The sequence below is a fragment of the Kineococcus esterisolvens genome (assembly GCF_050871405.1).
Classification (GTDB): Bacteria; Actinomycetota; Actinomycetes; order Actinomycetales; family Kineococcaceae; genus Kineococcus.
On record NZ_JBJLRI010000002.1, the window covers coordinates 25274 to 52257 of the forward strand.

Here is a 26984-nt window from a genome sequence, read left to right on the forward strand (position 1 = left end):
GGGAGGCTGTGGCGGTGACGCCCCCCGAAGGGGTGTCAACCCCGTACCGCTGATCCCCCCTCGCGGCGCACGGGGAACTCCTAGCGTGGTCCTCGGGACGGTGGTGCCGTGCCGCCGCCCCGACGACGAAGGGGAGACCGATGAAGCGCTTCCTGACCACCCTCGCCGCGGGCGCCGCAGCCGCGGCGGCGGTGGTGGTGGGCACAACCACCGGGGCGGCCGCCCAGCACCCCGGGCCCAACGGCCCGATCGCGTCCATCTCGGACGGCACCGACTTCCGCGCCCCGTGCCTGAACGGGTACCCGTACGACCACGACGACGACTGGACGCCCTTCGACCAGATGCCGGAAGGGGGCGGTGCGTTCTCCGCCTCGGGGCGCTACTACGCCTTCAGCGGCTGGAACCCGGAGATGGGCACCAACCTGTACGTCGTCGACACCGTCAACTGCTACCCGCCGCGGGCGATCGGCGCTGCGGCCGGGGACCTGGCCTGGTCCCCGGACGGCAAGCAGCTGGCGATCTCGCGCGGTGGCGACGTCTACGTGGTCAGCCCGCAGACCGGCGCGACGATCCGCCGGCTGACGAACACCCCCTCCACGCTGGAGTCCGGGCTGTCCTGGCACCCCGGCGGTGGACGGATCGCCTACGGCGTCGTCGAGGACGGCCGGAGCGTCGTGCGCACCGTCGCCGCCACGGGGGGCTCCTCGAAGGTCCTCGTGCGTGACGCCACGGATCCGGACTACCACCCGGGCGGCAAGCGCATCGCCTACGTCCGCACGGCCGACAGCCGCATCGCCACCGCCGACGCCGTCACCGGCGGCGGTGTGAGCGTCACGCCCATCACCGCCGGCGGGAACATGACCTACTCCCCCGACGGCACGCGCTTCGCCTTCCGCAGCGCCGTCACCGGGGACGACTGCGTCGTGGTCACCACGAGCGGTCGGGTCGTCGAGCGGTACGGCTACTCGGGGTGCTGGACGTTCGCCTGGGGTCGCAAGCCCTGACGGGCGGGCCCCGTTCCGGCGTGCCGCCGACGAGCGCGCCACCGGCACCGTCGCGTGGTCCCCCGCGAGCGGACACGGGGGGCTCCTGGCCGCAGCAGGGGGCGTGCACGTTCCGCGGCAGGCCCGGGGGCGCCACCACCTGCACGGGCGCAGCGCCGGCCGTGCCCGGGCCCGGACCTGGGCCTGGGCCCGGACCGCCGTTCCCGCTCCGGACCGGTCCGCCCGCAGCGGCCTCGCGCCTGCTCCGACGATCAAGGGAGAACCGTCGAACGCACCCTCCTCGCCACCCTCGGCGCGGCGCTCGCCGTCGCTCTGACGTCCACGCCGGCGGCGGCTCAGCTACCGGGGCCGAACGGCCCGAAGGTCTACGTCGGCCAGGGCCCGAACTCGTCGCGCCCCGCCTGTCGGGGGCACCGGCCGACGGGCAGTGGACCGCCTTCCACATCGCGCCGTGGCCCGGGAGCACGTCGTTCTCGCCGAGCGGCCGCTACCTCGCCATCAGCGGGCACAACGACAAGGCCTGCGAGAAGCTGTTCATCGTGGACGTGGTCGACTGCCACCGCCTCGCCCGATCGGCGCCCCGGCCAGCAGCACGTCCTGGTCACCCGACGGCGAGCAGCTGGCCGTCTCCCGCGACGGGGACGTGGAGATCACCAGTCCCCAGACGGGTGCTCTCGTGCGGAACGTCGCGAACACACCCGACGCCTGGGACTACTCACCCAGCCGGGACCCCGGGGGCGGCAGGATCGCATCCGGCAGCACCGACGGTGTTCGCACCCTCGCGGTCACCGGTGGCGCCTCGACACTCCCCGCCCGATACCGGAGCCACCCCGTGTACCGGCCGGACGGCGGGCGGATCGCGTACGGCGGGGGTCCCCGCATCGAGACCGTCGACGCCGACACCGGCAGGAACCGCGAGGTGATGCCCCTGACCGCCAGCGGGGGTTCACGTACTCGCCGGACGGGAAGTACCTGTTCCTCACCAGCATCAGCACCGGCGAGCGCGTGGTCGCCACGACGAGCGGGCGCATCACCGAGCGCCTCGGCACGTGGTCGTGCAGCGGGACCACGTGGGGGCGCAGACCCTGAGCGCCTCAGGGATCACGTCCGACGGTGAGCACCGGTGCGCCCGCACGGGCCGAACCCCTGCCCCCTCAAGGCCTCCCCCCGGGCCGAAGCCGTCGCACGCGCGGAGGGCGCTGCGCCCCAGCAGCACCGGCGGCGACCGGTCGCAGGTCCGCGAGGTGGGGCGGGTGGGGCTCGAACCCACGACCGAGGAATTATGAGTTCCCTGCTCTGACCGGCTGAGCTACCGCCCCGTGCGGGTCGTCCCCGCACGGGGAGACTACCCGGTGCGGCCGCGCGCCCCTCAGCCGAACAGGCGCTCGCTCGCGATCCGCGCCCCTTCGCTCAGCGCGGCGAGCTTGGCGACGGCGATCTGCGGGTGGATCCGGCCGCCGAGGCCGCAGTCGGTGGAGGCGATGACGTTCTCCGGGCCGACGACGGAGGCGAACCGCTCGATGCGGTCAGCGACGAGCTCGGGGTGCTCCACCACGTTCGTGGCGTGGCCGACGACGCCGGGCACGATCTTCTTGCCGGCCGGGAGTCCCAGGTCCTTCCACACCTTCCACTCGTGCTCGTGGCGGACGTTGGCCGCCTCGAACGAGTAGGAACCGGCGTTGATCTCCAGCATGAGGTCGGCGATGTGCCGGAACTCGATGTCGGTGGTGTGCGGGCCGTGCCAGCTGCCCCAGCACAGGTGGAAGCGGACCTGCTCGGCCGGCAGGTCGCGGATGGCGTGGTTGAGGGCCTCGACGCGGACCTTCGTGAACGCGCGGTAGTCCTCCACGCCGGGCTCGGGGTTGATCTGGTCCCAGTTCTCCGCGATGGAGGGGTCGTCGATCTGCAGCACCAGGCCGGCGTCGACGACGGCGCGGTACTCCTCGCGCATCACCTCCGCCCAGGCCCAGATGTGCTCCTCGTCGGTGGCGTAGTACCGGTTGGAGATGCGTGCGCCGCTGCCGGGCGACAGGGAGGTGATGAACCCCTGGCTGCGCTCGAGCCCGGCCGCGTCCAGGCCGGCGACGAGGTTGGCGACGTCGGAGGCGATGGCCTCCTGGCCCACGTAGCGCAGCGGGCCGGTGGTGGCGGGGAAGGCCGTGGCGGTCTTGCCCGTCGAGATCCCCGACGTGGGGTCGGTGTAGGCCTCGTGGAACAGCTGCCAGTCGCGGCGGTCCGGGAAGCTGGTCAGCTGCACCCTCCCCGGCTCGGAACGCACGGTGGGCTGGCTGAAGATGTCCTCGCCCGTCACCTCCAGGCCGGCCACCCGCTGGAAGGAGTAGGACCACCAGGCGCCGTAGTCCACCGTGCTCGTCATGGCCTTGCCGTACTCGCCGTCACCGACGAGCGTGATGCCGAGGTCGCGCTGGCGGCGCACGAGGTCGACGACGGCGTCGGTGAGCAGCGCCTCGAACTCGGGGGTGCGCTGGAGGGTCAGGCCGTCCTCGGCGAGCTCGCGGGCGTCGTTGGCGGCGATGAGCTCGGGGGTGCGCGGGAGGCTGCCTGCGTGGCTGACCTCGATGCGGCGGGGCGTGCTGGTCACGGGTGCTCCGTTCGTGGGGTCGGTCGTCAGCCGCGCAGTGCGCGGTCGAGGTCGTCGAGCAGGTCCTCGGGGTCCTCCAGGCCCACCGACAGCCGCAGCACGCCGTCGGACAGGCCGATGGCGGCGCGACCCTGCTCGCCGAGGCGGCGGTGCGTCGTGGTGGCGGGGTGGGTCGCGAGGGACTTCGCGTCACCGAGGTTGTTGGAGATGTCGATGGTGCGCAGCGCGTCGAGCACCTCGAAGGCGCGTTCCTTGCCCCGCCCGGCGGGGGCGTCGAGCTCGAACGTGACGACGGTGCCGCCCAGTTCCATCTGGCGCTTCGCGAGGTCGAACTGCGGGTGCGAGGGCAGCAGCGGGTAGCGCACCCAGCGCACGCCGGGGCCGACCTCGAGGTGCTCGGCGATGCGCAGCGCGGTGGCAGCGGAGTGCCGCACCCGCAGGCCGAGGGTCTCCAGGCCCTTGGCGAGCGTCCACGCGTTGAACGGGCTCAGGGTGGGCCCGGTGTGCCGGGTCAGCTCCTGGAGGCGGCCCCCGACGAACTCCGCGGTGCCCAGGACGGCGCCGCCCATCACGCGCCCCTGGCCGTCGATGTGCTTGGTCGCGGAGTACACGACGACGTCGGCGCCGAACTGCAGCGGCCGCTGGCCCACCGGGCTGGCGAAGGCGTTGTCCACCACCACGACCGCGCCGGCCGCGTGGGCGAGATCCGCGACCGCCTCGATGTCCACGAGGGTCTGCATGGGGTTCGCCGGGGTCTCGAAGAACACCGCCTGCGCGGGCGTGGCCAGGGCCCGCTCCCACTGCGCGAGGTCCTCGCCGTCGACGAACTCCGTCGTCACGCCCCAGCGGGGCAGGATCTCGTCGAGGATGACGTAGCAGGAGCCGAACAGGCTGCGGGCGGCCACGACCCGGTCGCCGGCACCCAGCAACGCCCCCAGGGCGTAGAACACCGCGGACATGCCGCTGGCCAGTCCGTAGCACGCCTCGGCGCCCTCCAGCAGCCGCAGCCGCTCGGTGAACACCGAGACCGTGGGGTTCCCGTAGCGGGAGTAGACGTAGCGGTCGACCTCACCGGTGAACGCGGCCTCGGCGGCAGCGGCGGAGTCGTAGACGTACCCGGACGTCAGGTACATCGCCTCGGAGGTCTCCTCGAAACCCGAGCGGGCCAGGCCGCCGCGCACGGCGGTGGTGTCGGGGCGCCAGGGGCGCGGTCGCTGCTCGTTCACGACTGCCTCCACGGCAGGCCCTGCGCGCGCCAGCCGGCGCCGCCGCGGTGCCCGTGCTCGTCCAGGTCTCCCTCGAAGCCGTCGAGGACGTTGTAGCTGGGGCCGATGCCGGCGGCCGTGGCGGCCTCGGCGGCGGCGACGGACCGCTTGCCCGAGCGGCACAGGAACACCACCGGGCCGCGGTGGCCCGGCTCGACGCCCGCGCGCGCCAGCTCCGCGAGGAACCTCGCACCGGGCGCGTCCTGCTCCACCGGCAACCACGAGGCGAAGATCGGCGACCTGCCCAGCTCGGCGGTGTCGGGCACCCCGACGTACGTCCACTCCGCCTCGGTGCGGACGTCCACGAGGACGGCGTCGCCGTCGTCGCGCAGCAGCTCGAACGCCTCACGCGCCGTGAGGTCGCCGGAGTAGGTCAACAGAACCCTCCCATCGGTCCCGGCATGAGCACCCTCCCGAGGGGGGTTGCTGCGGCGTCGTCGAGCCAGGTCTCTCGGCCGCTCTGGATGGTCCGATCAGCGTAGGGCATCGGCGGAGGTGCGCGGGCCCCCTCGCCGGTGCGCCGCACCGGGCCCCACCGGTCCGCACCGGGCGGCTGCGGCCGCCCGGCCGTCTCAGGGACCGGGCAGCTCCTGCCCGGGGCAGCCGGCGAGGACGTCGGCCATCGCCTCGCCCTCGGCGGGCGTCACCCACAGCCCCCACGCGCTCTTGACGGCGACCTGCCGGGCGACGTACTCGCACTCCCCCACCGGCGGCAGCCACTCGGAGGCGTCGTCGTCGCCCTTGGACTGGTTCAGCGCCCCGTCCACGGCCAGCAGTTCCAGGGGGTCGTTGGCGAAGCGGACGCGCTCGTCGTCGCTGAGCTCCTGCGCGCCGGTGCGCCAGGCGGCGGCGAGCGCGACGACGTGATCGATCTGCACGTCGTCGCTGGTGCCCCGCCCGCGGCGGAAGGCGATCTCGTCCCCGGAGTAGGGGTCCTCCAGCGTGCCGGACAGCACCGTGCAGCCGTCCTCGCCCAGGCGGACCCCGGTCAGGTCCCGCTGCAGGACGTCGTCGCGGGTGCGGCAGCCGTCGGCGTCCACGTCCACCCAGCCGTCGCCGAACAGCTCGCGCTCGTAACCGGTGGAGGGGGCGGCGGCACGCACCTCGAGCGCGGCCAGCGCCTCGGCCGCGTCGCCGGTCGCGGCGCCGGTCCCGGTGGGCGCGCCGCCGGCGAGCGCGCGCCACAGCGCGACGGCCAGCACGACCAGCAGCAGCGGCACGAGGATCGCCGCGGGGGCGCTGGAGCGCCGAGCGGGCACGGCCACCTCCTCCACGGGTCCCCGTGGAGCCGGGGACGACGAAGGGGGCGTGCGTGCGCACGCCCCCTCGAGGAGCTCCCGCAGTTGGACTCGAACCAACAACCTGCCGGTTAACAGCCGGCTGCTCTGCCAATTGAGCTATGCGGGACCACCGCCGGGTGAACCCCCGGCGACAGCACGTCAACCGTACCAGCCCCTCCCGGGTGCCCGCGTCACGGGCCGGGCCCCGTCAGGACCCCTGCGCGCGCTCCTGCCAGGCCCGCCGGGCGGCCTCCAGGCGGAACAGCTCCGAGGAGGCCGCCAGGTACTCCTGCGCCTGCGCCGAGGGGTCCAGCCGCTGCAGGAGCCGCCGCGCGTCGGCGACCGCGCGGGTGGCCGCTTGACCGGCCAGCGCCGCCACCAGCGAGCGGCCCCAGCGCTCCAGCTCCTCCTCGTCGCTGACGGGCAGCTCCGTCACGGCCAGCTCCTGCACCAGCGCCGCGACGGGGCCGTCGGCGTACTCCAGCACCGCCGCCACCCACGCCGGCCCCTGCGGCGCCTCCAGCGGACCGCCCGCGGCGGTGACCGCGTCGTGCACGGCGCGGTGCACGGGTGCGGTGAAGGCGTCGGCGGGCAGTTCGGCGAAGTCCTCGGCGACCACCCACGGCGCCTGCAGCGCGCACGACAGCACCCGCCGCTCCAGCTGCTCGACGACGTCGTCGACCCGCTGGGCCGGCGGGGCGGGGCGGGCGGCGGCCTGCTCGCCGGTCCCGCTGCGGCGGGACGTCCCGCCGTGCCCGTCGCGGCCGCCGTGCCCGTCCCCGGCGTGCCGGCGCACCCGGTCCAGCACGAAGCGCTCGTCGAGGAAGCCCGTCCAGCGGTCCAGGTTGACCGCGTAGCGCTGCCGCAGACCGCGGTCGCGGATCGTCGCGACGATCGGGGCGGCCGCGTCCAGCGCGGCCAGGCGGCCGGCCTCGCTGTCGAGGTCGTAGCGGGAGATCGTCGAGCGGATCGCGAACTCGAACAGCGGCACCCGCCCGGCCACCAGGGCCGCGACGGCCGCGTCACCCGAGGACAGCCGCAGGTCGCACGGGTCCTGCCCCGACGGCTCGACGGCCACGTACGTCTGCGCCGCGAAGCGCTCCTCCAGCTCGAAGGCGCGCAGCGCCGCCTTCTGCCCCGCCGCGTCGCCGTCGAAGGTGAAGACGACCTCCGCGGAGCCGGCGGCGTCCCCGAGCATGCGCTGCACCATGCGGGCGTGCTCCTCGCCGAAGGCGGTGCCGCAGGTGGCGATCGCGGTGGTCACCCCCGCCAGGTGGCACGCCATGACGTCGGTGTAGCCCTCCACGACGACGACCTGCTTGGTGCGGGCGATGTCGCGCTTGGCCAGGTCCAGGCCGTACAGGGCCTGCGACTTCTTGTAGACCGGCGTCTCCGGGGAGTTGAGGTACTTGGCCTCGATGCGGTCGTCGTCGAACAGGCGCCGGGCGCCGAAGGCGACGGTGTGCCCGCTGACGTCGCGGATCGGCCACACCAGGCGGCCGCGGAAGCGGTCGTACAGGCCCCGGCTGCCCTGCCCCGCCAGGCCCGAGGTGGTCAGCTCCTCCTCGGTGAAGCCCTTCGCCCGCAGCCGGCGCAGCAGCGCCTCACCGCCGGGGGGCGCGAAGCCGACGCCGAAGCGGGCCGCCGCCTCGCGGCTGAAGCCGCGCTCGGCCAGGAAGCGGCGGGCCGTCTCGGCGGGCCCGGGCTGCTCGAGCTGCTCGGCGTAGAAGGCCTCCGCCAGCTTGTGCGCCTCCAGCAGCCGCTGGCGCTGCCCCGCTCCCCCGGCGCCGGCCGGGCGGCGGCCCGGGCGGCCGGAGTCGTCGACGTAGCGCAGCTGCACGCCGACGCGCTCGGCGAGGCGCTCCACGGCCTCGGTGAACGTGGTGCCGTCGATGCGCCGGACGAACTCGATGACGTCGCCGCCCTCGCCGCAGCCGAAGCAGTGCCAGCGGCCGACGGCCGGGCGGACGGTGAAGCTGGGGGTGCGCTCCTCGTGGAAGGGGCACAGGCCCTTGAAGGAGCCCACCCCGCCGGGGCGCAGCGTCACCTGCTCGGCGACCACCTCGTCGATGCGGACGCGCTCCTTGACCGCGCGCAGGTCGTCGGGGTCGATCAGGCCTGCCACGCGGCGAGTCTAGGCGCGGACCCGGACACGGCCGGCCCGCGGGCGCGGGTGGCAGGATCGGCCCCGTGAGCAGCGACCATCGACCGGACCGGGACCAGGACGGGCAGCGGGAGGGGCGGGCGCCCGCCGGCGGCAGCGACCGGGCGTGGGGCTTCCGCACCCGCGCCGTGCACGCCGGCGCGGTGCCGGAGCCGACGACGGGCGCGCGGGCCGTGCCGATCTTCCAGACGACCAGCTTCGTGTTCGAGGACGCCGCCGACGCGGCCAACCTCTTCGCGCTGCAGAAGTACGGCAACATCTACAGCCGCATCTCGAACCCGACGGTGGCGGCGCTGGAGGAGCGCATGGCCTCCCTGGAGGGCGGCCTGGGTGCGCTGGCGTGCAGCTCGGGGCAGTCCGCGGAGTTCCTCACCTTCGCGGCCCTGGCCGGCGCCGGCGATCGGATCGTCGCCTCGAACAACCTCTACGGCGGCACCGTCACCCAGCTGGACGTGACGCTGCGCCGCTTCGGGGTGGACACCGTGTTCGTCGAGCCGGAAGCCGACGCGGTGCGTGCCGCGATCACCGAGAACACGCGGTGCGTGTTCACCGAGCTGGTCGCCAACCCCTCCACGGTGGTCGCCGACATCAGGGCCCTGGCCGACGTCGCGCACGAGGCGGGCGTCCCGCTGGTCGTCGACGCCACCACCGCGACGCCCTACCTGTGCCGGCCGATCGAGCACGGCGCGGACATCGTCATCCACTCCGCCACGAAGTTCCTCGGGGGGCACGGCACCACGCTGGGCGGCGTCGTGGTCGACGCCGGCACCTTCCCGTGGGACAACGGCCGGTTCCCCTCGATGACCGAGCCGGTGGCCAGCTACGGCGGACTGTCGTGGTGGGGGAACTTCGCCGAGTACGGGTTCCTCACCAAGCTGCGCAGCGAGCAGCTGCGCGACGTCGGCGCCACCCTGTCGCCGCACTCGGCGTTCCTGCTGCTGATGGGCGTGGAGACGCTGCCGCAGCGCATGCGCGAGCACGTCGCCAACGCCCGCCGCGTGGCGCAGTGGCTCGAGGCCGACGAGCGCGTCAGCTGGGTGCGCTACTCCGGGCTGCCCTCCCACCGCCACTTCGAGCGCGCGCAGCACTACCTGCCGGAGGGCCCCGGCGCGGTGTTCTCGTTCGGGGTCGTGGGCGGTCGCGCAGCCGGCGAGCGGTTCATCGACAACTGCCAGCTGTGCTCGCACCTGGCCAACATCGGCGACGCGCGCACCCTCGTGCTGCACCCGGCCTCCACCACCCACCAGCAGCTGTCGGCCGCGCAGCTGGAGGCGGCGGGCGTGCCGGAGGACCTCATCCGCATCAGCGTCGGGCTGGAGGACGTGGAGGACGTGCTGTGGGACCTGGACCAGGCGCTGACCGCCGCGACGGCGGGGGTGTCGCGGTGAGCGCCGCGGACCCCGGCAGCGGCACCGCCCCCGCGGGTGCCGTCGGCGACACCGGGAGCCTCGCTGCCGACCCGGCTGCGCCCGCGGCACCGGCCACCGGTGCGCAGGACGCCCCGCCCGTGCGCGACGCCGGCGGCTGGACGCCCCCCACCCCGGGCCAGCGGCTGTCGATCCTGCGCCGCAGCAGGACGGTGGCGATCCTGGGCGCCTCGAACAAGCCGTCGCGCGCGTCGTACTTCGTGGGCACCTACCTGCTGGCCAGCTCCGACTTCGAGGTCTGGTTCGTCAACCCGAACGAGCGGGAGGTGCTGGGCCGGCCCGCCTACCCGTCGCTGGCGGAACTGCCCGGCGTGCCCGACATCGTCGACGTGTTCCGCCGTCCCAGCGAGCTGGGCGCCGTGCTGGACGAGACCCTCGCGGTGGGCGCGCCGGTGCTGTGGCTGCAGCTGGGCCTCGCCGACGAGGACGTCGCCCGCCGCGGGCACGAGGCGGGCACGACCGTGGTGGTGAACCGCTGCCTGAAGATCGAGCACGCCCGCTTCCACGGCGGGCTGCACCTCGCGGGCTTCGACACCGGGGTGATCTCCGCACGGCGCCGGGCGCGCTGAGGGTCCCCGGACCGGCCGGCCGGGCGGACCGGAAATCCCCGGCGCGTGAACGGCGGCGTCCCTACGCTGCGCGTTCGTGAACACGCGGGACCGCACCGGTCTGCCCCCACGGCCACCGGCGCTCGTGCAGCGCCCGACGGATCCGCTCGCCGTGGCGGCGTTCGTCCTCGCCCTCGTCGGCGGCTCGGTGCTGTCCGTCGTCCTGGGCGCAGTGGCGCTGTCCCGCACCCGGCGGCACCTCACCGGCGGCCGCGGGCTGGCGGTCGCGGGCGTCGTGCTGGGGTCCCTGGAGGTCCTGGCCGGCCTGGTGGTCGCGGCGGTCGTCGTGGTGACCGGGGTCGGCGTCTCCCTCGCCGCGCGGTCCCCGCGCTCCGCGCCCGCGGCCACGGCACCCGCGGCCACGGCACCCGCTGAACCGGCACCGGCCGATCCCCGGCCCGTGCCCGGTGCCGCGGACCCGGCGGCGCCCGCCGTGCCGCGCGAGGTGCTCATCGACGACCTCGCCGCGGGCGACTGCTTCGACGAGCACGCCGGCAGCCTGGACACCGGGACGGTCCTGGTGGCCGACTGCACCGTCGCGCACGGCGGCGAGGTGATCGCCGTGCACTCGGTGGCGGAGGTGTTCCACGACTTCTTCCCCGGCGACGAGGCCCTGACGGCGGAGGCGGACGCGCGCTGCGGCCCGGCGGTCGGCGAGGCCGCGGCCGGTGCCGGGCTGGGGGACGCCGCCCTGCGCTACAGCTACTACTTCCCGACCGAGCGGGACTGGGACGCCGGCAGCCGGCTCGTGCAGTGCAACCTCGTCGGCGGCAGCGGCGGCTCGCTGACCGGCTCCCTCACCGCGGGCACCCTGTCCGCCTGGTGACGCCCGGACCGCACCCGCTCCAGTCGGGGCGGGCCGGGGTCGGGTCAGGTCAGCCGGGCGTGCCAGGCGAGGGCGGACGCGTCGGTCAGGGAGGCGACCTGGTCGACGACCACGCGCAGCCGCGCGGCGTCGTCGGCCGCCGCGAGGTGGTCCTCGCGGAAGGGCGGTTCGAGCACCTCGCCGCCGCGCTCGACGAGCCGTGCCAGCAGCTCCAGCAGCAGCTCGCGCTGGCGGGCGTAGAACGGCTGGCGCTCCTGGGCGCTCATGACGAAGGTGGCGGCCACCCCCTTGAGCACGGCGACCTCCAGCACCGTCTCGGCGGGCACCTCCACGTCGGCGGCGTAGCGGGTCAGCCGGCCCTCGCCGTGGCGGGCGCGGGTGGCGTCCTGAGCGGCGTTGGCGAAGCGGCCGATGAGCTGGCTGGTCATGTCCTTCAGCGCCGCCAGGTGCCGGCGGCCGCCGAACACCTCGCCGGGGCGCTCCTCGGCCCAGAACGGCAGGCCGGACAGGCGTTCCACCGCGGCGTCGACGGCCTCGTCGGTGGCGTCGGCCAGGTACCAGTCGCGCACCTGGGCCGCGACCCGGGCGCGGGTCTCGCGCCGGCGCAGCCAGTCCAGCCGGACGTGCCCGGCGACCACGGCGTCCTCCACGTCGTGGACGCTGTAGGCGACGTCGTCGGCGAAGTCCATGACCTGCGCCTCCACGCAGGGGCGGTGCTCGGGCGCCCCGTCGCGCAGCCAGGCGAACACCGCCGCGTCCTCGGCGTAGGCGCCGAACTTGGACGTGACCCGCGGGGCCTTGCCGTGCTCCCACGGGTACTTGGTGGCGGCGTCCAGGCTGGCGCGGGTCAGGTTCAGCCCGACCGGTGAGCCGTCGACGGCGACCGTCTTGGGTTCCAGGCGGGTCAGCAGCCGCAGGGTCTGCGCGTTGCCCTCGAAACCGCCGATGCCGGCGGCCGCCTCCGCCAGCGCCCGCTCGCCGTTGTGCCCGAACGGCGGGTGGCCCAGGTCGTGCGCGAGGCACGCGGTGTCCACGACGTCCGGGTCGCAGCCCAGCGCCGCGCCCAGCTCGCGGCCCACCTGGGCGACCTCGAGCGAGTGGGTCAGGCGGTTGCGCACGAAGTCGTCGGTGCCCGGGCCCACCACCTGCGTCTTGGCGGCGAGGCGGCGCAGCGCGGAGGAGTGCAGGACGCGGGCGCGGTCGCGGGCGAACGCGCTGCGGCGGTGGGTCTTGGGCGGTTCGGTGGCCCAGCGCTCGGTGTCCGAGGCCGCGTAGCCGGGCTGGTGCCCGTCGCGCTCGCTCACCGTCAGCCCCCCGAGACCGACAGCTCGGCCTGGCGCACGACCTCCGCGGCAGCGCCGGACAGGGCGCGGTCGTCCAGCCAGCCCTCCGGCAGCGCCACCCGCTGCGGTGAGCCGGCGCGGCCGCGCGAGCCCTCCGCCGGCGCCCCCGGGTAGGGCTGGGAGAGGTCGAGGGTGGCGAGCAGCTCGTCGAGGGCCGCCAGGGAGTCCACCAGACCCAGTCTGGCGCGCAGGTCCCCGCCGACGACGTAGCCCTTGAAGTACCAGGCGATGTGCTTGCGCACGTCGCGGCAGCCGCGCAGCTCGTCGCCGTAGTGCTCGGCGAGCAGCTCGGCGTGCCGGCGCACGGTCGCGGCGACGACGTCCAGCCCCGGACGCAGCCGCTCGGGCCGCCCGGCGAAAGCGGCCTCCAGGTCGGCGAACAGCCACGGCCGGCCCAGGCAGCCTCGACCGACCACGACGCCGTCGCAGCCGGTGCGCCGCACCATCTCCAGCGCGTCCTCGGCGCTCCACACGTCCCCGTTCCCGAGGACGGGGATGGTGGTCACGGCCTCCTTCAGGCGGGCGATCGCCTCCCAGTCGGCCTGGCCGGAGTAGTGCTGGGAGGCGGTGCGCCCGTGCAGGGCGACGGCCGCGGCGCCCTCGCGCTCGGCGGTGCGGCCGGCCTCGAGGTAGGTGAGGTGGTCGTCGTCGATGCCCTTGCGCATCTTCACCGTCAGCGGGATCCCGCCCTTCGACGCCTCCCGCACCGCGCCGGCGACGATGTCGCGGAACAGGTCCGCCTTCCACGGCAGGGCCGCTCCCCCGCCCTTGCGGGTGACCTTGGGCACGGGGCAGCCGAAGTTGAGGTCGACGTGGTCGGCGAGGCCCTCGGCGACCACCATGCGCACCGCGGCGGCGACGGTGGCCGGGTCCACCCCGTACAGCTGGAGGCTGCGGGGGCGCTCCTCGGGCGTGAAGGTCACCAGGCGCATCGACTCCGGCGTGCGCTCGACCAGCGCCCGGGAGGTGACCATCTCCGAGACGTAGAAGCCCTCGCCGTGCTCGCGGCACAGCTGGCGGTAGGCGGCGTTGGTGATGCCCGCCATGGGCGCCAGCACCACGGGGGTCGCGGAGACGTGCGGGCCGATGCGCAGGGGCGCGGCCACCGGGGTGTGCACCGGGACGTCGAGGAGGCTCACCCCTCCATGATGACGGCCCCCGGGGCCTCCCCGTGGCCACCCCGCTGCTCCCCGCCCCGCTCCCGGCCGCGCGCGGCGCCCTGCTGCCCGTCCCGCCCCTCACCGGCGGAGCGGAAGACCTCGGCGACGTCGATGCCGGTGGTCCGCTTGAGCACCTCCAGCGTCTCCTGGAGGTTGGTGCCGACGGAGCGGCTCAGGGCGCCGGCGCCGTCGTTGGAGATGACGGTGAGGTCCTTGATGCCGGCGATGGGGCTCGCCAGCGCCTGCGCCACCTGGGGCAGCACCTCCAGGGCGCGCTGGGTCAGCGCGGCGTCCCCGAACTCCCGCAGCGCCCGCGCCTCCTTCTGCAGGGCCTCCGCCTTGGCGGCACCGGTGGCGGACAGGGACTCGGCCTGCGCCTGGCCCTCGAGGCGGACGGCGTTCGCCTCCGCGGTGCGGCGCTGCAGCTCGGCGTCGGCGGAGACCCGGACCCTGGCCGCCTCGGCCTCCGCGGACAGGCGCACCCGCTCGGCCTCGGCCTGCGCGGCGGCGACGGAGGCCTGCTGCTCCGCCTCGGCCGCCAGGACCCGGGCGGTCTTCTGCGCCATCGCCTGCTGCTCGGCCTCGTAGCGGCGGGCGTCGGCGGGCTTGCGGACCTCGGTGTCCAGGTTGCGCTCGGTCAGCTCGGCCTGGCGCTGCGCCACCCGCTCCTGCTCCATCAGGACCTGCTGCTGCGCGGCGGCCTCGGCCAGGCGGCCGGCGGCGTCCGCCTCGGCGGCGGCCTTGTCCTGGTCCGCGCGGAACTGCGCCTGCTGCAGGGCCAGGTCGCGCTGCGCCTGGGCGATCTTCGCATCGGACAGCGCCTGGGCCTGCTGGGCCTCCTGCGCGTTGTTCGCCTCGGCGATCTCGGCGGCACGGCGGGCGTTGGCCGCCTCGGGCCGGCCCAGGTCCTGCAGGTAGTTGCCGTCGTCGCTGACGTCCTGGATCTGCAGGGTGTCCAGCACCAGGCCCTGGTTGTTCAGGCTGGTGACGGCCTCCTCCTCGACCTGGCGGGCGAAGGCGACGCGGTCGCGGATGATCTCCTCGACGGTCAGGGTGCCGATGACGCCGCGCAGGCTGCCGGCCAGCACCTCCTGCGTGAAGGGCTCGATCTCCCCCTGCTGCTGCAGGAACCGCTGGGAGGCGGCGCGGACCAGGTCCTCGGTGCCGCCCACCTTGACGATGGCCACGCCGTCCACGTTCAGCCGGATGCCCTGGCGCGAGACCGCGCCGCGGATGGAGATGGGGATGCGCACCGAGGCCAGGGACAGGCGGTGGGCCTGCTGCACGAGCGGCTTGACGAACACGCCGGCGCCCATGACGACCTTCTGGCCGGACAGGTCGGTGGTCACCTCCCCGGTCTGGGGGTTGGTGACCGGCCGGCCCTTCCTGCCGACGATGATCAGCGCCTCGGACGGGCTGGCGATCTTGTACCGCGCCTTGACGACGACGGCCGCCACCAGGAGCAGGACGACGAGCGCCCCGACGACGACGGCGACGGTGATGACGGTGTCCATCCCACTCCGTTCCGATGCGGACCGGGGCGGTGGGCACCGCTGCCGGCAGGTGTCCCGAGGCACCCGCCGGAGACCCTAGCGGCCCGGCGCGCGCCCGGTCAGGGCCCCGGCGGGCGGCGCGCCGCCCCGCGCGGCGCGGCGGGCCGCGGCGGGGCGGCACCCCGGGTCAGCGGAACAGCCTCAGCGGCACCGCCTCGGCCATCGCCCGCATCCCCGCGTCGTCGGGGTGCAGGTGGTCGCCGGAGTCGTAGCGGGGGTTCAGCCGCCGGTGGTCGCGCGGGTCGCGCAGGGCGGCGTCGAAGTCGACGACCGCGTCGTACTCCCCGCTGGTGCGGATCCAGTGGTTGACCTGCTGGCGGGCCGCCTCGGCCTCCTCGCTGGAGAAGCCGAGGGTGTCGCCCCCGAACGGCAGGACCGTGCCGCCGATCGCCGTGATGCCCAGCTGGCGGGCGCGGGCGATGAGCTGGCGGTGCGCGTCGATGATCTGCTGCGCGGTGACGGCCTCGGACTCCGGCGCCGAGGTGCCCGGGTGACCCAGGTCGTTGACGCCGAGCAGGACGACCAGGTGCTCGACGCCGGGCTGGGCGGCGACGTCGCGGTCGAAGCGCCGCAGCGCGCTCTCGCCGAAGAAGGCCGCGTAGCCCTCCGCGGGCGAGCCGGCCGGCGGGTTCGGGTCGTGCAGCAGGCGGTTGCCGCTGACGCCCTCGTTGAGCACCCCGCGGTCGGGGAAACCCCTCGCCTCGCGCAGCCGCTCGGCGAGCAGGTCCGGCCAGCGCCGGTTCGCGCCGCGGGTCGTCTCCGCGCCGTCGGTGATGGAGTCGCCCAGCGCCACGATCGCCGAGGCCCGTTCCCGCTCGGGCGACAGCACGCTGACGCCGGAGAGGAAGACCCACTGGCCCAGGGTGGCGGTGGGCGTCACGCTCGCGGCGCCCGTGACGTTGCCGGCGGCGACGACGCCGTCCTGGTGGGGGAACGCGTGCACGGTGGTCACCGGCGTGGACCGCGGCAGGTGGATGCTGACGACGAGGTCGCCGCCGTCCGGCAGGGACAGCTGGACCGGGTCGCTGAGCAGCGGCGAGCCGGCGGGCACCGTCGTGGACGTGCTGCCGCCGAAGGTGATCCTGCGGTCGGTGCCGGGCTGGACGTCCGTGCCCGAGGCCCCCGCCCGCAGGCCGACGTGCGCCTCGCCCATGAGCAGCGGGGTCTCGCCGAACTCGTTGGTGAAGCGCACCTGCAGGCTGTCGCCGCCGATGCTGGCGTGCACCACCTGCCGGACGGTCCGGTCCTGCAGGACGGTGACGCCGCCGGCGGGCACGGCGGTGGGGGCGCTCGCCCAGGTGCCGACCCACTCCCCTCCGGTGCCGCGGCCGTGGGCGGCCTTCGCGACGACCGAGGGGTCCGGGGCGGCGGAGGTGGCGGTGCCGGCGCCGAGGACGAGGGCGCCGGTGAGCAGGGCGACGGCGCGCAGGCGCCGGGCGCGGAGGGCGCTCACCGGTGCGCCCCCCTCGTCGCGTGCCGCGCCGGCAGGGTGAACCGCCACCCGGCGGCCCGCAGCTCGGGGACGAGCGCCTCGACCGCGTCGACGGTGCCGCTGCGGTCACCCCCGCCGTCGTGCATCAGGACCACCGAGCGCGGCACCAGGCGCTCGCGCACGCGCTGGGCGATCAGCTCCGCGCCGGGCTCCTCCCAGTCGGCCACGTCGAAGGTCCAGCCCAGCGGTTCCATGCCCATCCGGTCGGCCACCTGCGGGCTGACGCCCCAGGAGCCGTAGGGGGCGCGGAAGTAGGGGATCCGCGCGCCGGGCACGGCCCAGCGGATGAGGGCGCTGGTGGCTTCCAGGTCGGCGCGCACCTGCTCGGGGGTGGCCTCCCCCAGGTCGTCGTGCCGCACGGAGTGGTTGCACAGCACGTGCCCCTCCGCGGCGATGCGCCGCACGAGGTCGGGGTGCTGCACGACCCGGTCCCCCTGCAGGCAGAAGACGGCCGTGACGTCGTGGGCGCGCAGGACGTCGAGCAGGCGTTCGGTGTCGGCGCCGTTCGGTCCGTCGTCGAAGGTCAGGGCGACGGACTGCCCGCCGGTGCGCGCGGTGGTGATCGGCTCGGGGGCGGGACGGCCGGCCTGCGCCGGCACGGTGGGGGCCGCGGTGAGGGCGGCCAGGGTCAGGGCGGCGGCGACGACCAGGCGGCGGGTGGCGCGTGAGCGGGGGGTCCGGAGGACGGGGAGTTCCACGGAGCTACCTCCTCGTAGCTGAGCTGGGGTTGTGAACGTACGGCCCCACCCCCTTTACCGCAAGGTTTCCGGAAGGAGCGGGTGCGAGAACGGCGCCGCCCCGCCGCAGCGGGACGGCGCCCTCGGCACCGCGGCGGGTCAGGCCCCCAGCAGCCTGCTGCCCAGCCAGCCCGCGACCTGGTCCAGCGAGACCCGCTCCTGCGCCATCGTGTCGCGCTCGCGGATGGTCACCGCCTGGTCCTCCAGGGTGTCGAAATCGACGGTGATGCAGTACGGGGTGCCGACCTCGTCGTGGCGGCGGTAGCGCCGACCGATCGCGCCGGCGTCGTCGAACTCGATGTTCCAGTGCTTGCGCAGCTCCGCGGCCAGGTCGCGCGCCTTGGGCGAGAGCTGCTCGTTGCGCGAGAGCGGGAACACCGCGGCCTTGACCGGGGCCAGGCGGTGGTCCAGCCGCAGCACGGTGCGCTTGTCCACCCCGCCCTTGGTGTTGGGGGCCTCGTCCTCGGAGTACGCGTCCACCAGGAACGCCATGAGCGAGCGCGTCAGGCCCGCCGCCGGCTCGATGACGTACGGCGTCCAGCGCTCGCCCTTGGCCTGGTCGAAGTAGGACAGGTCCACGCCGGACTCGCGCGAGTGGGTCGACAGGTCGTAGTCGGTGCGGTTGGCGATGCCCTCCAGCTCCCCCCACTCCGAGCCGGTGAACCCGAAGCGGTACTCGATGTCCACGGTGCGCTTCGAGTAGTGCGACAGCTTCTCGGCCGGGTGCTCGAAGAAGCGCAGGTTGCCCGGGTCGATGCCCAGGCCGACGTACCAGGACATGCGCTCGTCGAGCCAGTACTGGTGCCACTGCTCGTCGGTGCCGGGCTCGACGAAGAACTCCATCTCCATCTGCTCGAACTCGCGGGTGCGGAAGATGAAGTTGCCCGGGGTGATCTCGTTGCGGAAGCTCTTGCCGATCTGGCCGATGCCGAACGGCGGCTTCTTGCGCGCCGAGCCCATGACGTTGGCGAAGTTCACGAAGATGCCCTGAGCGGTCTCGGGCCGCAGGTAGTGCAGGCCCTCCTCGTTGTCGACCGGGCCCAGGTAGGTCTTCATGAGGCCGGAGAACTCGCGCGGCTCGGTCCACTGCCCGCGCACACCGGTGTCGGGGTCGACCACGTCGGCGAAGCCGTTGACCGGCGGGTGGCCGTGCTTGGCCTCGTACGCCTCCAGCAGGTGGTCGGCGCGGTAGCGCTTGTGCGTGACCAGCGACTCCACCAGCGGGTCGGTGAAGACGGCCACGTGGCCGGAGGCCTCCCACACCCGCCGCGGCAGGATCACCGAGGAGTCCAGCCCCACGACGTCGTCGCGGGAGGCGACCACCTGCCGCCACCACTGGCGCTTGATGTTCTCCTTCAGCTCCACCCCCAGCGGACCGTAGTCCCAGGCGGAGCGCGTCCCGCCGTAGATCTCACCGCTGGGGAAGACGAACCCGCGGCGCTTGGCGAGGTTGATGACGGCGTCGAGGCGGGAGGCGGAGCTGGGCTGTGCCACGCGGGATCTCCATCCGGCTGGGTGTCGGCGGACCTGGCCGCACCGGTCGGCGCGGCGCCCCGCCGGGGTGGCGGGGCGGGTGCGAGGCTACGCGCTCGGCGGAGGGGGCCGCCGTCCGGGCGAGCGTTGACGTACAGTCGCCAGGCGCAGTCCCCCGGTCGCAGCTCGCGCCGGTGCGCGGCGAGAGGAGCAGCCGTGACGACCCCGGCCCGCCGGTCCACCAAGCAGCGATCCGCGGTCTCGGCCGCCCTGGACGAGGCCGACGCGTTCCTGTCCGCCCAGGACCTGCACGCCCGGCTGCGCGCCCGCGGCGACAGCGTGGGCCTGGCCACGGTCTACCGGGCCCTGCAGGCCCTGGCCGAGGACGGCGACGTCGACGTGCTGCGCACCGACGACGGCGAGGCCGTCTACCGCCGCTGCAGCACCGGGCACCACCACCACCTCGTGTGCCGCTCCTGCGGGCGCACGGTGGAGGTGGAGGGCCCCACGGTGGAGTCCTGGGCCCGCCGCGTGGGCGCCGAGCACGGCTTCACGCAGGTCGAGCACGTCGTCGAGGTCTTCGGCGTGTGCGCCACGTGCAGCGCCGGGGCCTGAGGACCGCCCGGGCGGCTTCGGCGGCCACCGCGGCGCGCCGCGCCCGGCCCGCGCCCGGCCCGCGCCGCGCCGCCGGGTAACGTCGCCTGCCGACCCCTGACACCGCACCACCGGGAGACCACGTGAACCGCTCCGAACTCATCTCCGCCGTGGCCGAGCGCAGCGGCGTGTCCGCCGCCGACGCCGACGCCGTGCTCGGCGCCTTCGGCGACGTGCTGCTCGAGGCCGTCGCCAAGGGCGACGCGGTCAAGCTGCCGGGCCTGATGACGGTCGAGCGCGTGGAGCGCGCCGCCCGCACCGGCCGCAACCCGCGCACCGGCGAGACGCTCGAGATCGCGGCCTCCTTCGGCGCCAAGCTGACCGCCGGCTCCAAGCTCAAGGCCGCCGCCGCCGGGGCCTGAGGCGCCCGCCGCCACGGGGCCCGGACCCGCCGGGGAACCACCCCCGGCGCGCCCCGGGTTCCCCCGGGCGGCGTGGACGCGCAAGACTGCCCGGCGCCGCGCCCACCCGGGCCGGTGCGGGAGCCCGGCCGGTCCGGGGCCGCAGGTAGTCCGAGCAGCACCAGCGTGACGGAGTCAGCGTCGACCCCGCACCGGCAGGGAGGCGAAGGCCAGCAGTCATGAGCACGCGCACCGACACCCCCACCCACGGCCCCCTGGCCGTCGACGGCGTCTCCTCCGACGAGGGCCACGCCGCGCTGCGCGCTTCCGTGCGCCGGCTCGGCGAGCTCCTCGGCGAGTCGCTGACCCGCCACGAGGGCCCCGACCTGCTCGAGCTCGTCGAGCAGGTGCGCGCCCTGGCCCGCGAACCCGACCACGGCGCCAAGCTGGCGCAGCTGCTGTCCGGCGTGGACGACCGCACCGCCATCGTGCTGGCGCGGGCCTTCACCGCCTACTTCCAGCTGGCCAACGCCTCCGAGCAGCTGCACCGCGGCCTGGAGCTGTCGCACCAGCCCAGCGGCGGGCTGGACACCGCCCTGGAGCGGCTGCAGGACGCCGTCACCGCCGGCGAGGCCGACCCGCGCGCGGTGCGCGAGGTCCTGGGCCGGCTGCAGCTGCGGCCGGTCTTCACCGCCCACCCCACCGAGTCCAGCCGTCGTTCCGTGCTGGACCTGCTGCTGCGCATCACCGCCAACGTGGAGGCCTCCGAGGACCCCCAGCAGCGCCCCACCGACGCCCTGCGCGGCCAGCGCCGCCTCGCCGAGCTCGTGGACCTGCTGTGGCAGACCGACGAGCTGCGCGTGGAACGCCCCCGCCCGGCCGACGAGGCGCGCTCGGCCCTGCACTACCTGCGCACGCTGGCCGCCGACGTGCTGCCGGACCTGCTGGAGGACCTGGACGTGGGCCTGGCGAACGCCGGGCTGGGCCTGCCGGCCGGCGCGCGCCCCCTGCGCTTCGGCAGCTGGGTCGGCGGCGACCGCGACGGCAACCCCAACGTCACCCCGGAGGTGACGCTGGAGGTGCTGGGCCTCATGCACGACGCGGCGCTGGACGTGCTGTCGTCCGCCGTGCGCGAGCTGCGCACCGAACTGGCGGCCTCCACCCAGATCGTGGGCGTGTCCGAGGAGCTGGCGGCTTCGCTGGAGCGCGACGCGCGCCTGATGCCGGAGGTGCGCGCCGACCGCGAGCGCCTCAACGGCGAGGAGCCCTACCGCTTCCAGCTGTCCTACGTGCTGGCCCGCCTGGAGGGCACCCGCGCCCGGCTGCGCTCGGGCGCCGAGCACGTCGAGGGTCTGGACTACGCCGGTCCGGAGGAGTTCTTCGCCGAGCTGCGGGTGCTGCAGGACTCCCTGCGCGCCAACGACGGCGAACTGGTCGCCGACGGGTCGGTGGCGCGGCTGCTGCGCACCGCCCACGCCGTCGGGTTCGGCCTCGCCACGCTGGACGTGCGCGAGCACGCCGAGCGCCACCACGCGGCCCTCGCGGCGGCCTACGACCGCCTGGGCGAGCTGGTGCAGCCCTACGCCTCGCTGGACCGCGAGTCGCGCCGGCGGCTGCTGAGCCGGGAGCTGACGGGGCACCGCCCGCTCATCGGTGCGGCGGTGCGCAGCCTGACGGGCACGCCGGCGCAGGTCATGCACCTGTTCGCCACGATCCGCAACTGCCTGGACCGCTTCGGTGACGACGCGATCGAGAGCTACATCGTGTCGATGACGCAGGGCGTGGACGACCTGCTGGCCGTGGTGGTGCTGGCCCGCGAGGTGGGGCTGGTGGACCTGGCCGACGGCGGGGGCCGTGAGGGCGGCCCGGGGGACGTGGCGCGCATCGGGTTCGTGCCGCTGTTCGAGACGGTCACGGAGCTGGAGGCCGCCGAGGACCTGCTGGAGGGCCTGCTGTCGGACCCCTCCTACCGCCGGGTCGTCGCCGCCCGCGGCGACGTGCAGGAGATCATGCTCGGCTACTCCGACTCCTCCAAGGACGCCGGCATCGCCGCCTCGCGCTGGCAGATCCACCGCGCGCAGCGGGCGCTGCGCGACGTGGCGCGCCGCCACGGCGTGGTGCTGCGCCTGTTCCACGGCCGCGGCGGCTCGGTGGGACGCGGCGGCGGCCCCACGGGTGAGGCGATCCTGGCGCAGCCGTACGGCACGCTCGACGGCCCGATCAAGGTGACCGAGCAGGGCGAGGTGATCTCCGACAAGTACGTGCAGCCGCGCCTGGCCCGGCACAACCTGGAGGTGGCGCTGTCGGCCGCGCTGGAGGCCTCCACCCTGCACCGCAGCGCCCGCGCGGACCACGACGTGCTGGACGTGTGGGACGGCACGATGGACGTGCTGGCGGCCGAGGGCCAGCGCGCGTACCGGGCTCTCGTGCGCGACCCGGGCCTGGTGCCGTTCTTCCTGACCGCCACGCCGGTGGAGGAGCTGGGTCACCTGAACATCGGCTCGCGCCCCTCTCGGCGCCCCGGCGGCACGGGGGGTCTGGAGGACCTGCGGGCCATCCCGTGGGTGTTCGGCTGGACGCAGAGCCGCATCAACGTGCCCGGCTGGTTCGGCGTGGGCTCGGGCCTGGCGGCGGCGCGCGCGGCGGGTCGCGGTGATGCGCTGCGGGAGATGTACGCCGAGTGGCACTTCTTCCGCAGCTTCGTCTCCAACGTGCAGATGACGCTGGCCAAGACCGACCTCGGCATCGCGGCGCACTACGTCGAGGAACTGGTGCCCGCCGCTCAGCGCGGCGCGTTCGACGTGATCCGCGCCGAGCACGCCCGCACCCTCGAGCAGGTGCTGTGGGTGACCGAGCAGGACTCGCTGCTGGAGTCGACCCCGGTGCTGCGCCGGACGCTGGAGCTGCGCGACGCGTACCTGGCACCGCTGCACGCGCTGCAGGTGAGCCTGCTGGGCCGTTCCCGCGCCGCCGGTGACGGGGTGGACCCGGCGCTGCGGCGGGCGCTGCTGCTGACGATCAACGGCATCGCCGCGGGGATGCGCAACACCGGCTGACCCGGCGGTCCGCACCGGGGTGGCCGCGGGAGCGGCCGCCCCGGTCCACCACCGGCCGGCTGCGCCCGCGGTCGGCCGGTGGTGGACCGGTGTTCGTGCCTGCTCCGTCCGGGTCTCCCCCGACCGGTCGATCCGCACTCGCGAACGCGGCGCCGATGGTGGTCGGAGAGGAAGCCACCGCCACCGGGGAGAGACCGTGAATGAGAACAACCGCCGCGCCGGGACGGGCCTGGCCGCAGCAGTGGTGCTGACCCTCTCGCTCGGTGCCGTGAGCGTGCCGGCTCAGGCCGGTGGAGTCGACGCCGGAGCCGCTGACGTGCTGGAGGTGGAGGTCCGCCCCGCCATCGCCACGCCCAGCGGCGTGGTGACGGTCGCCGCCGAGTACGAGCCCGAGGAGTCCGACGAGGAGTCCGACGAGGAGTCCGACGAGGAGTCCGACGAGGAGTCCGACGAGGAGTCCGACGAGGAGTCCGACGAGGAGTCCGACGGCGAGACCGACGGCGAGACCGGCGGCGAGACCGACGGCGAGACCGGCGGGGGCGGCGTCCTGGCTCAGCTCTCCCAGCGCCCGGCCGTCGGTGCACCCGCAGCGGGCGTGGAGCTGGTCGTGGACTTCGGTGACGGCTCGGCCCCGCAGGCCATGCGCGTGGTCGGCTCCCCCGAGAAGGTGAAGGCCTTCGGCAAGCACGGCTACGCCGAAGCGGGCACCTACACGGTCACGGTCACCGCCACGCCCACCGGTGGCTCCCCCGTCAGCGTGCCCGTGGAGGTGCAGGTGGGTGGGGGCAGCGCCCGGCTGGCCGGTGCGGACCGCTTCGAGACGGCCAACCGGCTGGCGCGGGAGGACTTCCCCGTCGACGGGGCGGCCGACGCCGTCCTGCTGGCCCGCTCCGACGGCTTCGCCGACGCGCTGGCTGCTGCCCCGGCAGCGCTGCTGCGCAACGCTCCCGTCCTGCTCAGCGCCACCGCGGAGCTGCCCGACAGCGTCCGTGCGGAGATCACGCGCACGCTCGGGGAGAGTGGGACCGTCTACGTCCTGGGCGGTGACGGCGCCATCAGCCCCGCGGTCGCCGAGGACCTGCGTGCCGCCGGGTACGACGTGGTCCGCATCGCCGGTGAGGACCGGGTCGAGACCGCACTGCTGCTGGGGCGCTTCCTCGTCGACTCCGGTGCCGAGGTGGACGAGGTCGTCCTCACCAGCAGCGCGAACTTCCCCGACGCCCTGTCCGGCGCCGCCTTCGCGGCGAGCACGGACGCCCCCGTGCTGCTGACCGCCGCCGAATCCCTCGACCCTCGCGTCCTGGAGTTCCTGCAGCAGCTGGGCGACGTGCGCATCCACGTGACCGGTGGCCTCGGCTCGGTGAGCGAGGCGGTGCTGGCGGAACTGGTCGCCCACGGCCACGAGGTGGAACGCCTCGCCGGGGACGACCGCTACACGACCTCCGCCGAGATCGCCGACACCCTCTTCCCGACGGCCACGACGGTGGTGCTGGCGACGGGCGCGAACTTCCCCGACGCCCTGGCCGGTGCCCCCGCGGCCGGCCGGCGCGACGCCCCCGTGCTGCTCGTGGGCGCTGAGCTGTCGCCAGCCGCGCGCGAGTACCTGCAGGCGGGTGCCGGCCGGATCCAGGCGGTGTACGTCCTGGGCGGTGAGAACACCGTCTCGGCGTCCGTGCGGGCGGAGGTCGACGCCATCCTCGGGTTGTGAGCCCGGTGGGCCGGGGGTGCGCGCACCGCCGGCCCACCCCCGCGCCGGGACGCTCACCCCAGGCGCACCGGCAGACTGCGCCACCCGCGCAGCACCCGCGTCGTCGTGCGCCGGGCCCCGGGTTCCAGCGCCAGGCCGGGGAAGCGCCCGAACAACGCGCGCAGCCCCACCTCGCCCTCCAGCCGGGCCAGCGCGGCGCCGAGGCAGAAGTGCCTGCCCGCGGAGAACGCGACGTGCTCGCGGGCGTTCGCGCGGCGCACGTCGAACCGGGTGGGATCCGTGAAGACGCCCGGGTCGCGGTTGGCGGCACCGAGCAGCAGCACCACGCGTGCGCCGGCACGCACCTCGCAGCCGCCCGCGCGGGTGGTGCGCAGCGCACGCCGGGAGGTCAGCTGCACCGGCGATTCCAGCCGCAGGGACTCCTCCACCACGCCCGGCCACAGGCCGGGGTCGGCGCGCACCAGTGCGAGCTGGTCGGGGTGCTGCAGCAGCAACGCCGTCGCCGAACCGAGCAGGTTCACGGTCGTCTCGAACCCCGCGGCCAGCAGGAGGCCGGCGGTGGCCCGCAGCTCGCGGTCGGACAGCTGCGCACCACCCTCGTCGTCGGTGACGGTGACCAGCCGGCTGAGCAGGTCGTCGCCGGGGTCGCGGCGCAACCGCTGCAGGTGCTCGCCGATCCAGGCGTCGAAACCGCGCAGCGCCGCGTCGACGGCGCGCACCTCGCGCCACGGGGCGGCGACCTCCAGGCTGCCGGCGACCCCGGCCTCGAAGGCGCGGACCTCCTCGCGGTGCTCCGGCGGCACGCCGAGGACCTCGGCGATGACGGCCACCGGCAGCCGCAGGGCGTAGTCGCGCACGACGTCGGCGACCGGGCCGCGCGCGGCGAGCTCGTCGAGCAGCTCGCCGGCGAGCTCCTCCACGCGCGGGCGCAGGCCCTGCACGGCGCGCGCGGTGAACACCTTGGAGACCAGGCGCCGGTAGCGGGTGTGGTCGGGCGGGTCGACCGCGAGCATCGACGGCGGCTCGACGGGGTGGGTGGGCCGGTCCCGCCCGGCCCAGTCCAGCAACCGCCGCAGCTGCGGCAGGGGTGTGTCGTGCAGGGCGCCGACGCCGAAGTCGGCACCGCCCAGGACCTCGCGCACCACCTCGTGGGAGGCGCTCATGCAGGTGAAGCGCCCCGTCAGCAACGGCCCGGCCGCGCGGACCCGCTCGTGGAAGGCGTACGGCTCCCGCCAGGTGGGCGGGTCGGCCAGCAGCAGCGACTGCAGGTCCCCCTCACGGGCGCCGCGGCGCACCGCCAGGCGAGGCAGGCCGTGCTGCAGTCCCCAGCGCAGGGCCACCCGCGCCTCGCGCACCACCGGGGCGGTGACGGCACCCACCGTGCTCACCGTGCTCACGCGGGCGAGGCCCCGGGGGTCCCGGGGGTCCCGGGGGTCCCGGGGGTCCCGGGGGCGTCGACCGCCCCGCCGTAGCGGCGGTCGCGCTGCGCGTACGTCTCGATCGCGGCCCACAGGGCACGCCGGTCCACGTCGGGCCACAGCACGTCGGAGAACACCATCTCGGCGTAGGTGGACTGCCAGGGCAGGAACCCGGAGGTGCGCTGCTCGCCGGAGGAGCGCCAGAACAGGTCCACGTCGGGCATGTCCGGCTCGTCCATGAACCGCGCCACGGTGCGCTCGTCCACCCGGTCCGGGTTGATCCGCCCGGCGGCGACCTCTCGAGCGATGGCGCGCGCGGCGTCGGCGATCTCGGCGCGACCGCCGTAGTTCACGCACATCGTCAGGGTGCAGACGGTGTTGTCCTTCGTGAGCTCCTCGGCGGCCTCCAGCTCGTCGATGACGCTGCGCCACAGACGGGGCCGCCGGCCGGCCCAGCGCACGCGCACGCCCCAGCGGTGCATCTCGTCGCGGCGACGGCGGATGACGTCGCGGTTGAAGCCCATGAGGAAGCGCACCTCGTCGGGGCTGCGCTTCCAGTTCTCCGTGGAGAACGCCCACGCCGACACGTGGGTGACTCCGATCTCGACGGCCCCGGCCACGACGTCCAGCAGGGACGCCTCACCCCGCTTGTGCCCCTCGTTGCGCGGCAGGCCGCGGGCGTTGGCCCAGCGGCCGTTGCCGTCCATGACGATCGCGACGTGCTTCGGGACGAGCTCCGGCGGCAGCTGCGGCGGGCGCGCCCCGGAGGGGTGCGGCGGAGGGGCCTCGACGGTGCGGGGCGCGGCTGCCGCGGCGCGGCGCCCGAGGGTGCGTCGTGCGGGGGTGCTCACGAGGTCCGAGCTTGGCACGAGT

21 protein-coding genes, 2 tRNA genes and 1 riboswitch are annotated in these 26984 nt (G+C 75.1%); of the genes, 8 read left to right on the forward strand and 15 right to left on the reverse strand.

Going from position 1 to position 26984, the window contains the following annotated elements; genetic code table 11:
- The first annotated feature begins 140 nt into the window (after nt 1-140).
- A complete protein-coding gene (locus ACRYR8_RS01160) occupies nt 141-1004 on the forward strand; it encodes a TolB family protein (RefSeq protein WP_432482243.1) in 864 nt (287 codons plus the stop codon).
- Nucleotides 1005-2249: 1245 nt separating this feature from the next.
- Here ACRYR8_RS01160 and ACRYR8_RS01165 read toward each other — a convergent pair.
- From ACRYR8_RS01165 to dnaG, 7 genes are all read right to left on the reverse strand, one after another.
- Nucleotides 2250-2323 (reverse strand) — tRNA-Ile (locus ACRYR8_RS01165).
- A 50-nt stretch (nt 2324-2373) separates the two neighbouring features.
- A complete protein-coding gene (locus tag ACRYR8_RS01170; protein WP_432482244.1) occupies nt 2374-3606 on the reverse strand; it encodes a cobalamin-independent methionine synthase II family protein in 1233 nt (410 codons plus the stop codon).
- A 26-nt stretch (nt 3607-3632) separates the two neighbouring features.
- Nucleotides 3633-4832, reverse strand: a complete 1200-nt coding sequence (locus ACRYR8_RS01175) for an O-succinylhomoserine sulfhydrylase (RefSeq protein WP_432482245.1) — start codon at nt 4830-4832, stop codon at nt 3633-3635.
- On the reverse strand, nt 4829-5248 hold the full coding sequence (locus tag ACRYR8_RS01180; protein WP_432482246.1) for a rhodanese-like domain-containing protein: 420 nt from the start codon (nt 5246-5248) through the stop codon (nt 4829-4831). The genes ACRYR8_RS01175 and ACRYR8_RS01180 overlap by 4 nt, the downstream gene beginning before the upstream one ends.
- Nucleotides 5249-5255: 7 nt before the next feature.
- Nucleotides 5256-5342, reverse strand: a riboswitch (SAM riboswitch).
- Between the two features lie 101 nt (nt 5343-5443).
- Nucleotides 5444-6130 carry an HNH endonuclease family protein gene (locus ACRYR8_RS01185; protein WP_432482247.1) on the reverse strand — a complete coding sequence of 229 codons (687 nt, stop codon included), beginning with the start codon at nt 6128-6130 and terminating at the stop codon, nt 5444-5446.
- A gap of 75 nt (nt 6131-6205) precedes the next feature.
- A tRNA-Asn gene (locus ACRYR8_RS01190) sits at nt 6206-6278 on the reverse strand.
- Between the two features lie 81 nt (nt 6279-6359).
- Nucleotides 6360-8276, reverse strand: coding sequence for a DNA primase (dnaG, locus tag ACRYR8_RS01195; RefSeq protein ID WP_432482248.1), 1917 nt, complete (start codon nt 8274-8276; stop codon nt 6360-6362).
- 167 nt (nt 8277-8443) lie between these two features.
- Here dnaG and ACRYR8_RS01200 point away from each other — a divergent pair, with 167 nt between their 5' ends.
- From ACRYR8_RS01200 to ACRYR8_RS01210, 3 genes are all read left to right on the forward strand, one after another.
- Nucleotides 8444-9703, forward strand: coding sequence for an O-acetylhomoserine aminocarboxypropyltransferase/cysteine synthase family protein (locus tag ACRYR8_RS01200; RefSeq protein ID WP_432482351.1), 1260 nt, complete (start codon nt 8444-8446; stop codon nt 9701-9703).
- Nucleotides 9700-10311: a CoA-binding protein gene (locus ACRYR8_RS01205; protein ID WP_432482249.1), complete on the forward strand. Its 612-nt coding sequence runs from the start codon at nt 9700-9702 to the stop codon at nt 10309-10311. Before ACRYR8_RS01200 ends, ACRYR8_RS01205 begins: the two co-directional genes overlap by 4 nt.
- 76 nt (nt 10312-10387) lie before the next feature.
- Nucleotides 10388-11176 carry a DUF4190 domain-containing protein gene (locus ACRYR8_RS01210; RefSeq protein WP_432482250.1) on the forward strand — a complete coding sequence of 263 codons (789 nt, stop codon included), beginning with the start codon at nt 10388-10390 and terminating at the stop codon, nt 11174-11176.
- A 44-nt stretch (nt 11177-11220) separates the two neighbouring features.
- Here the strand turns inward: ACRYR8_RS01210 and ACRYR8_RS01215 are convergent, their stop codons facing one another.
- The 6 genes from ACRYR8_RS01215 to ACRYR8_RS01240 form a co-directional block, all read right to left on the reverse strand.
- The gene (locus ACRYR8_RS01215) at nt 11221-12486 is read right to left on the reverse strand and encodes a deoxyguanosinetriphosphate triphosphohydrolase (protein WP_432482352.1); all 1266 of its coding nucleotides are present in this window, start codon (nt 12484-12486) and stop codon (nt 11221-11223) included.
- The gene (gene dusB / locus ACRYR8_RS01220; RefSeq protein WP_432482251.1) at nt 12483-13658 is read right to left on the reverse strand and encodes a tRNA dihydrouridine synthase DusB; all 1176 of its coding nucleotides are present in this window, start codon (nt 13656-13658) and stop codon (nt 12483-12485) included. The genes ACRYR8_RS01215 and dusB overlap by 4 nt, the downstream gene beginning before the upstream one ends.
- Nucleotides 13655-15193 carry a flotillin family protein gene (locus ACRYR8_RS01225; protein WP_432482252.1) on the reverse strand — a complete coding sequence of 513 codons (1539 nt, stop codon included), beginning with the start codon at nt 15191-15193 and terminating at the stop codon, nt 13655-13657. The genes dusB and ACRYR8_RS01225 overlap by 4 nt, the downstream gene beginning before the upstream one ends.
- Before the next feature lie 166 nt (nt 15194-15359).
- Entirely contained in the window at nt 15360-16685 is a 1326-nt protein-coding gene (locus ACRYR8_RS01230) for an SGNH/GDSL hydrolase family protein (protein WP_432482253.1), read from the reverse strand.
- Entirely contained in the window at nt 16682-17422 is a 741-nt protein-coding gene (locus tag ACRYR8_RS01235; protein ID WP_432482254.1) for a polysaccharide deacetylase family protein, read from the reverse strand. The genes ACRYR8_RS01230 and ACRYR8_RS01235 overlap by 4 nt, the downstream gene beginning before the upstream one ends.
- A gap of 138 nt (nt 17423-17560) precedes the next feature.
- The gene (locus ACRYR8_RS01240) at nt 17561-18955 is read right to left on the reverse strand and encodes a glycine--tRNA ligase (RefSeq protein ID WP_432482255.1); all 1395 of its coding nucleotides are present in this window, start codon (nt 18953-18955) and stop codon (nt 17561-17563) included.
- 195 nt (nt 18956-19150) lie between these two features.
- Here ACRYR8_RS01240 and ACRYR8_RS01245 point away from each other — a divergent pair, with 195 nt between their 5' ends.
- The 4 genes from ACRYR8_RS01245 to ACRYR8_RS01260 all read left to right on the forward strand — a co-directional run bounded on the left by ACRYR8_RS01245 (nt 19151) and on the right by ACRYR8_RS01260 (nt 24693).
- Nucleotides 19151-19549, forward strand: a complete 399-nt coding sequence (locus ACRYR8_RS01245) for a Fur family transcriptional regulator (protein ID WP_432482256.1) — start codon at nt 19151-19153, stop codon at nt 19547-19549.
- Between the two features lie 122 nt (nt 19550-19671).
- Nucleotides 19672-19950 carry an HU family DNA-binding protein gene (locus ACRYR8_RS01250; RefSeq protein WP_432482257.1) on the forward strand — a complete coding sequence of 93 codons (279 nt, stop codon included), beginning with the start codon at nt 19672-19674 and terminating at the stop codon, nt 19948-19950.
- A gap of 218 nt (nt 19951-20168) precedes the next feature.
- On the forward strand, nt 20169-22985 hold the full coding sequence (gene ppc, locus ACRYR8_RS01255; RefSeq protein WP_432482258.1) for a phosphoenolpyruvate carboxylase: 2817 nt from the start codon (nt 20169-20171) through the stop codon (nt 22983-22985).
- 196 nt (nt 22986-23181) lie between these two features.
- The gene (locus ACRYR8_RS01260) at nt 23182-24693 is read left to right on the forward strand and encodes a cell wall-binding repeat-containing protein (RefSeq protein ID WP_432482259.1); all 1512 of its coding nucleotides are present in this window, start codon (nt 23182-23184) and stop codon (nt 24691-24693) included.
- A 53-nt stretch (nt 24694-24746) separates the two neighbouring features.
- Here the strand turns inward: ACRYR8_RS01260 and ACRYR8_RS01265 are convergent, their stop codons facing one another.
- Both ACRYR8_RS01265 and ACRYR8_RS01270 read right to left on the reverse strand, forming a co-directional pair.
- The gene (locus tag ACRYR8_RS01265) at nt 24747-26090 is read right to left on the reverse strand and encodes a cytochrome P450 (RefSeq protein WP_432482260.1); all 1344 of its coding nucleotides are present in this window, start codon (nt 26088-26090) and stop codon (nt 24747-24749) included.
- The gene (locus ACRYR8_RS01270) at nt 26087-26962 is read right to left on the reverse strand and encodes an isoprenyl transferase (protein ID WP_432482261.1); all 876 of its coding nucleotides are present in this window, start codon (nt 26960-26962) and stop codon (nt 26087-26089) included. Before ACRYR8_RS01270 ends, ACRYR8_RS01265 begins: the two co-directional genes overlap by 4 nt.
- Nucleotides 26963-26984 lie beyond the last annotated feature (22 nt).

What these genes read in the sequence shown, in the direction of transcription:
- ACRYR8_RS01225 (WP_432482252.1), bottom strand. Translation starts at nt 15,193, where the DNA reads ATGGACACCGTCATCACCGTCGCCGTCGTCGTCGGGGCGCTCGTCGTC.
- ppc (WP_432482258.1), top strand. Translation starts at nt 20,169, where the DNA reads ATGAGCACGCGCACCGACACCCCCACCCACGGCCCCCTGGCCGTCGAC.
- ACRYR8_RS01160 (WP_432482243.1), top strand. Translation starts at nt 141, where the DNA reads ATGAAGCGCTTCCTGACCACCCTCGCCGCGGGCGCCGCAGCCGCGGCG.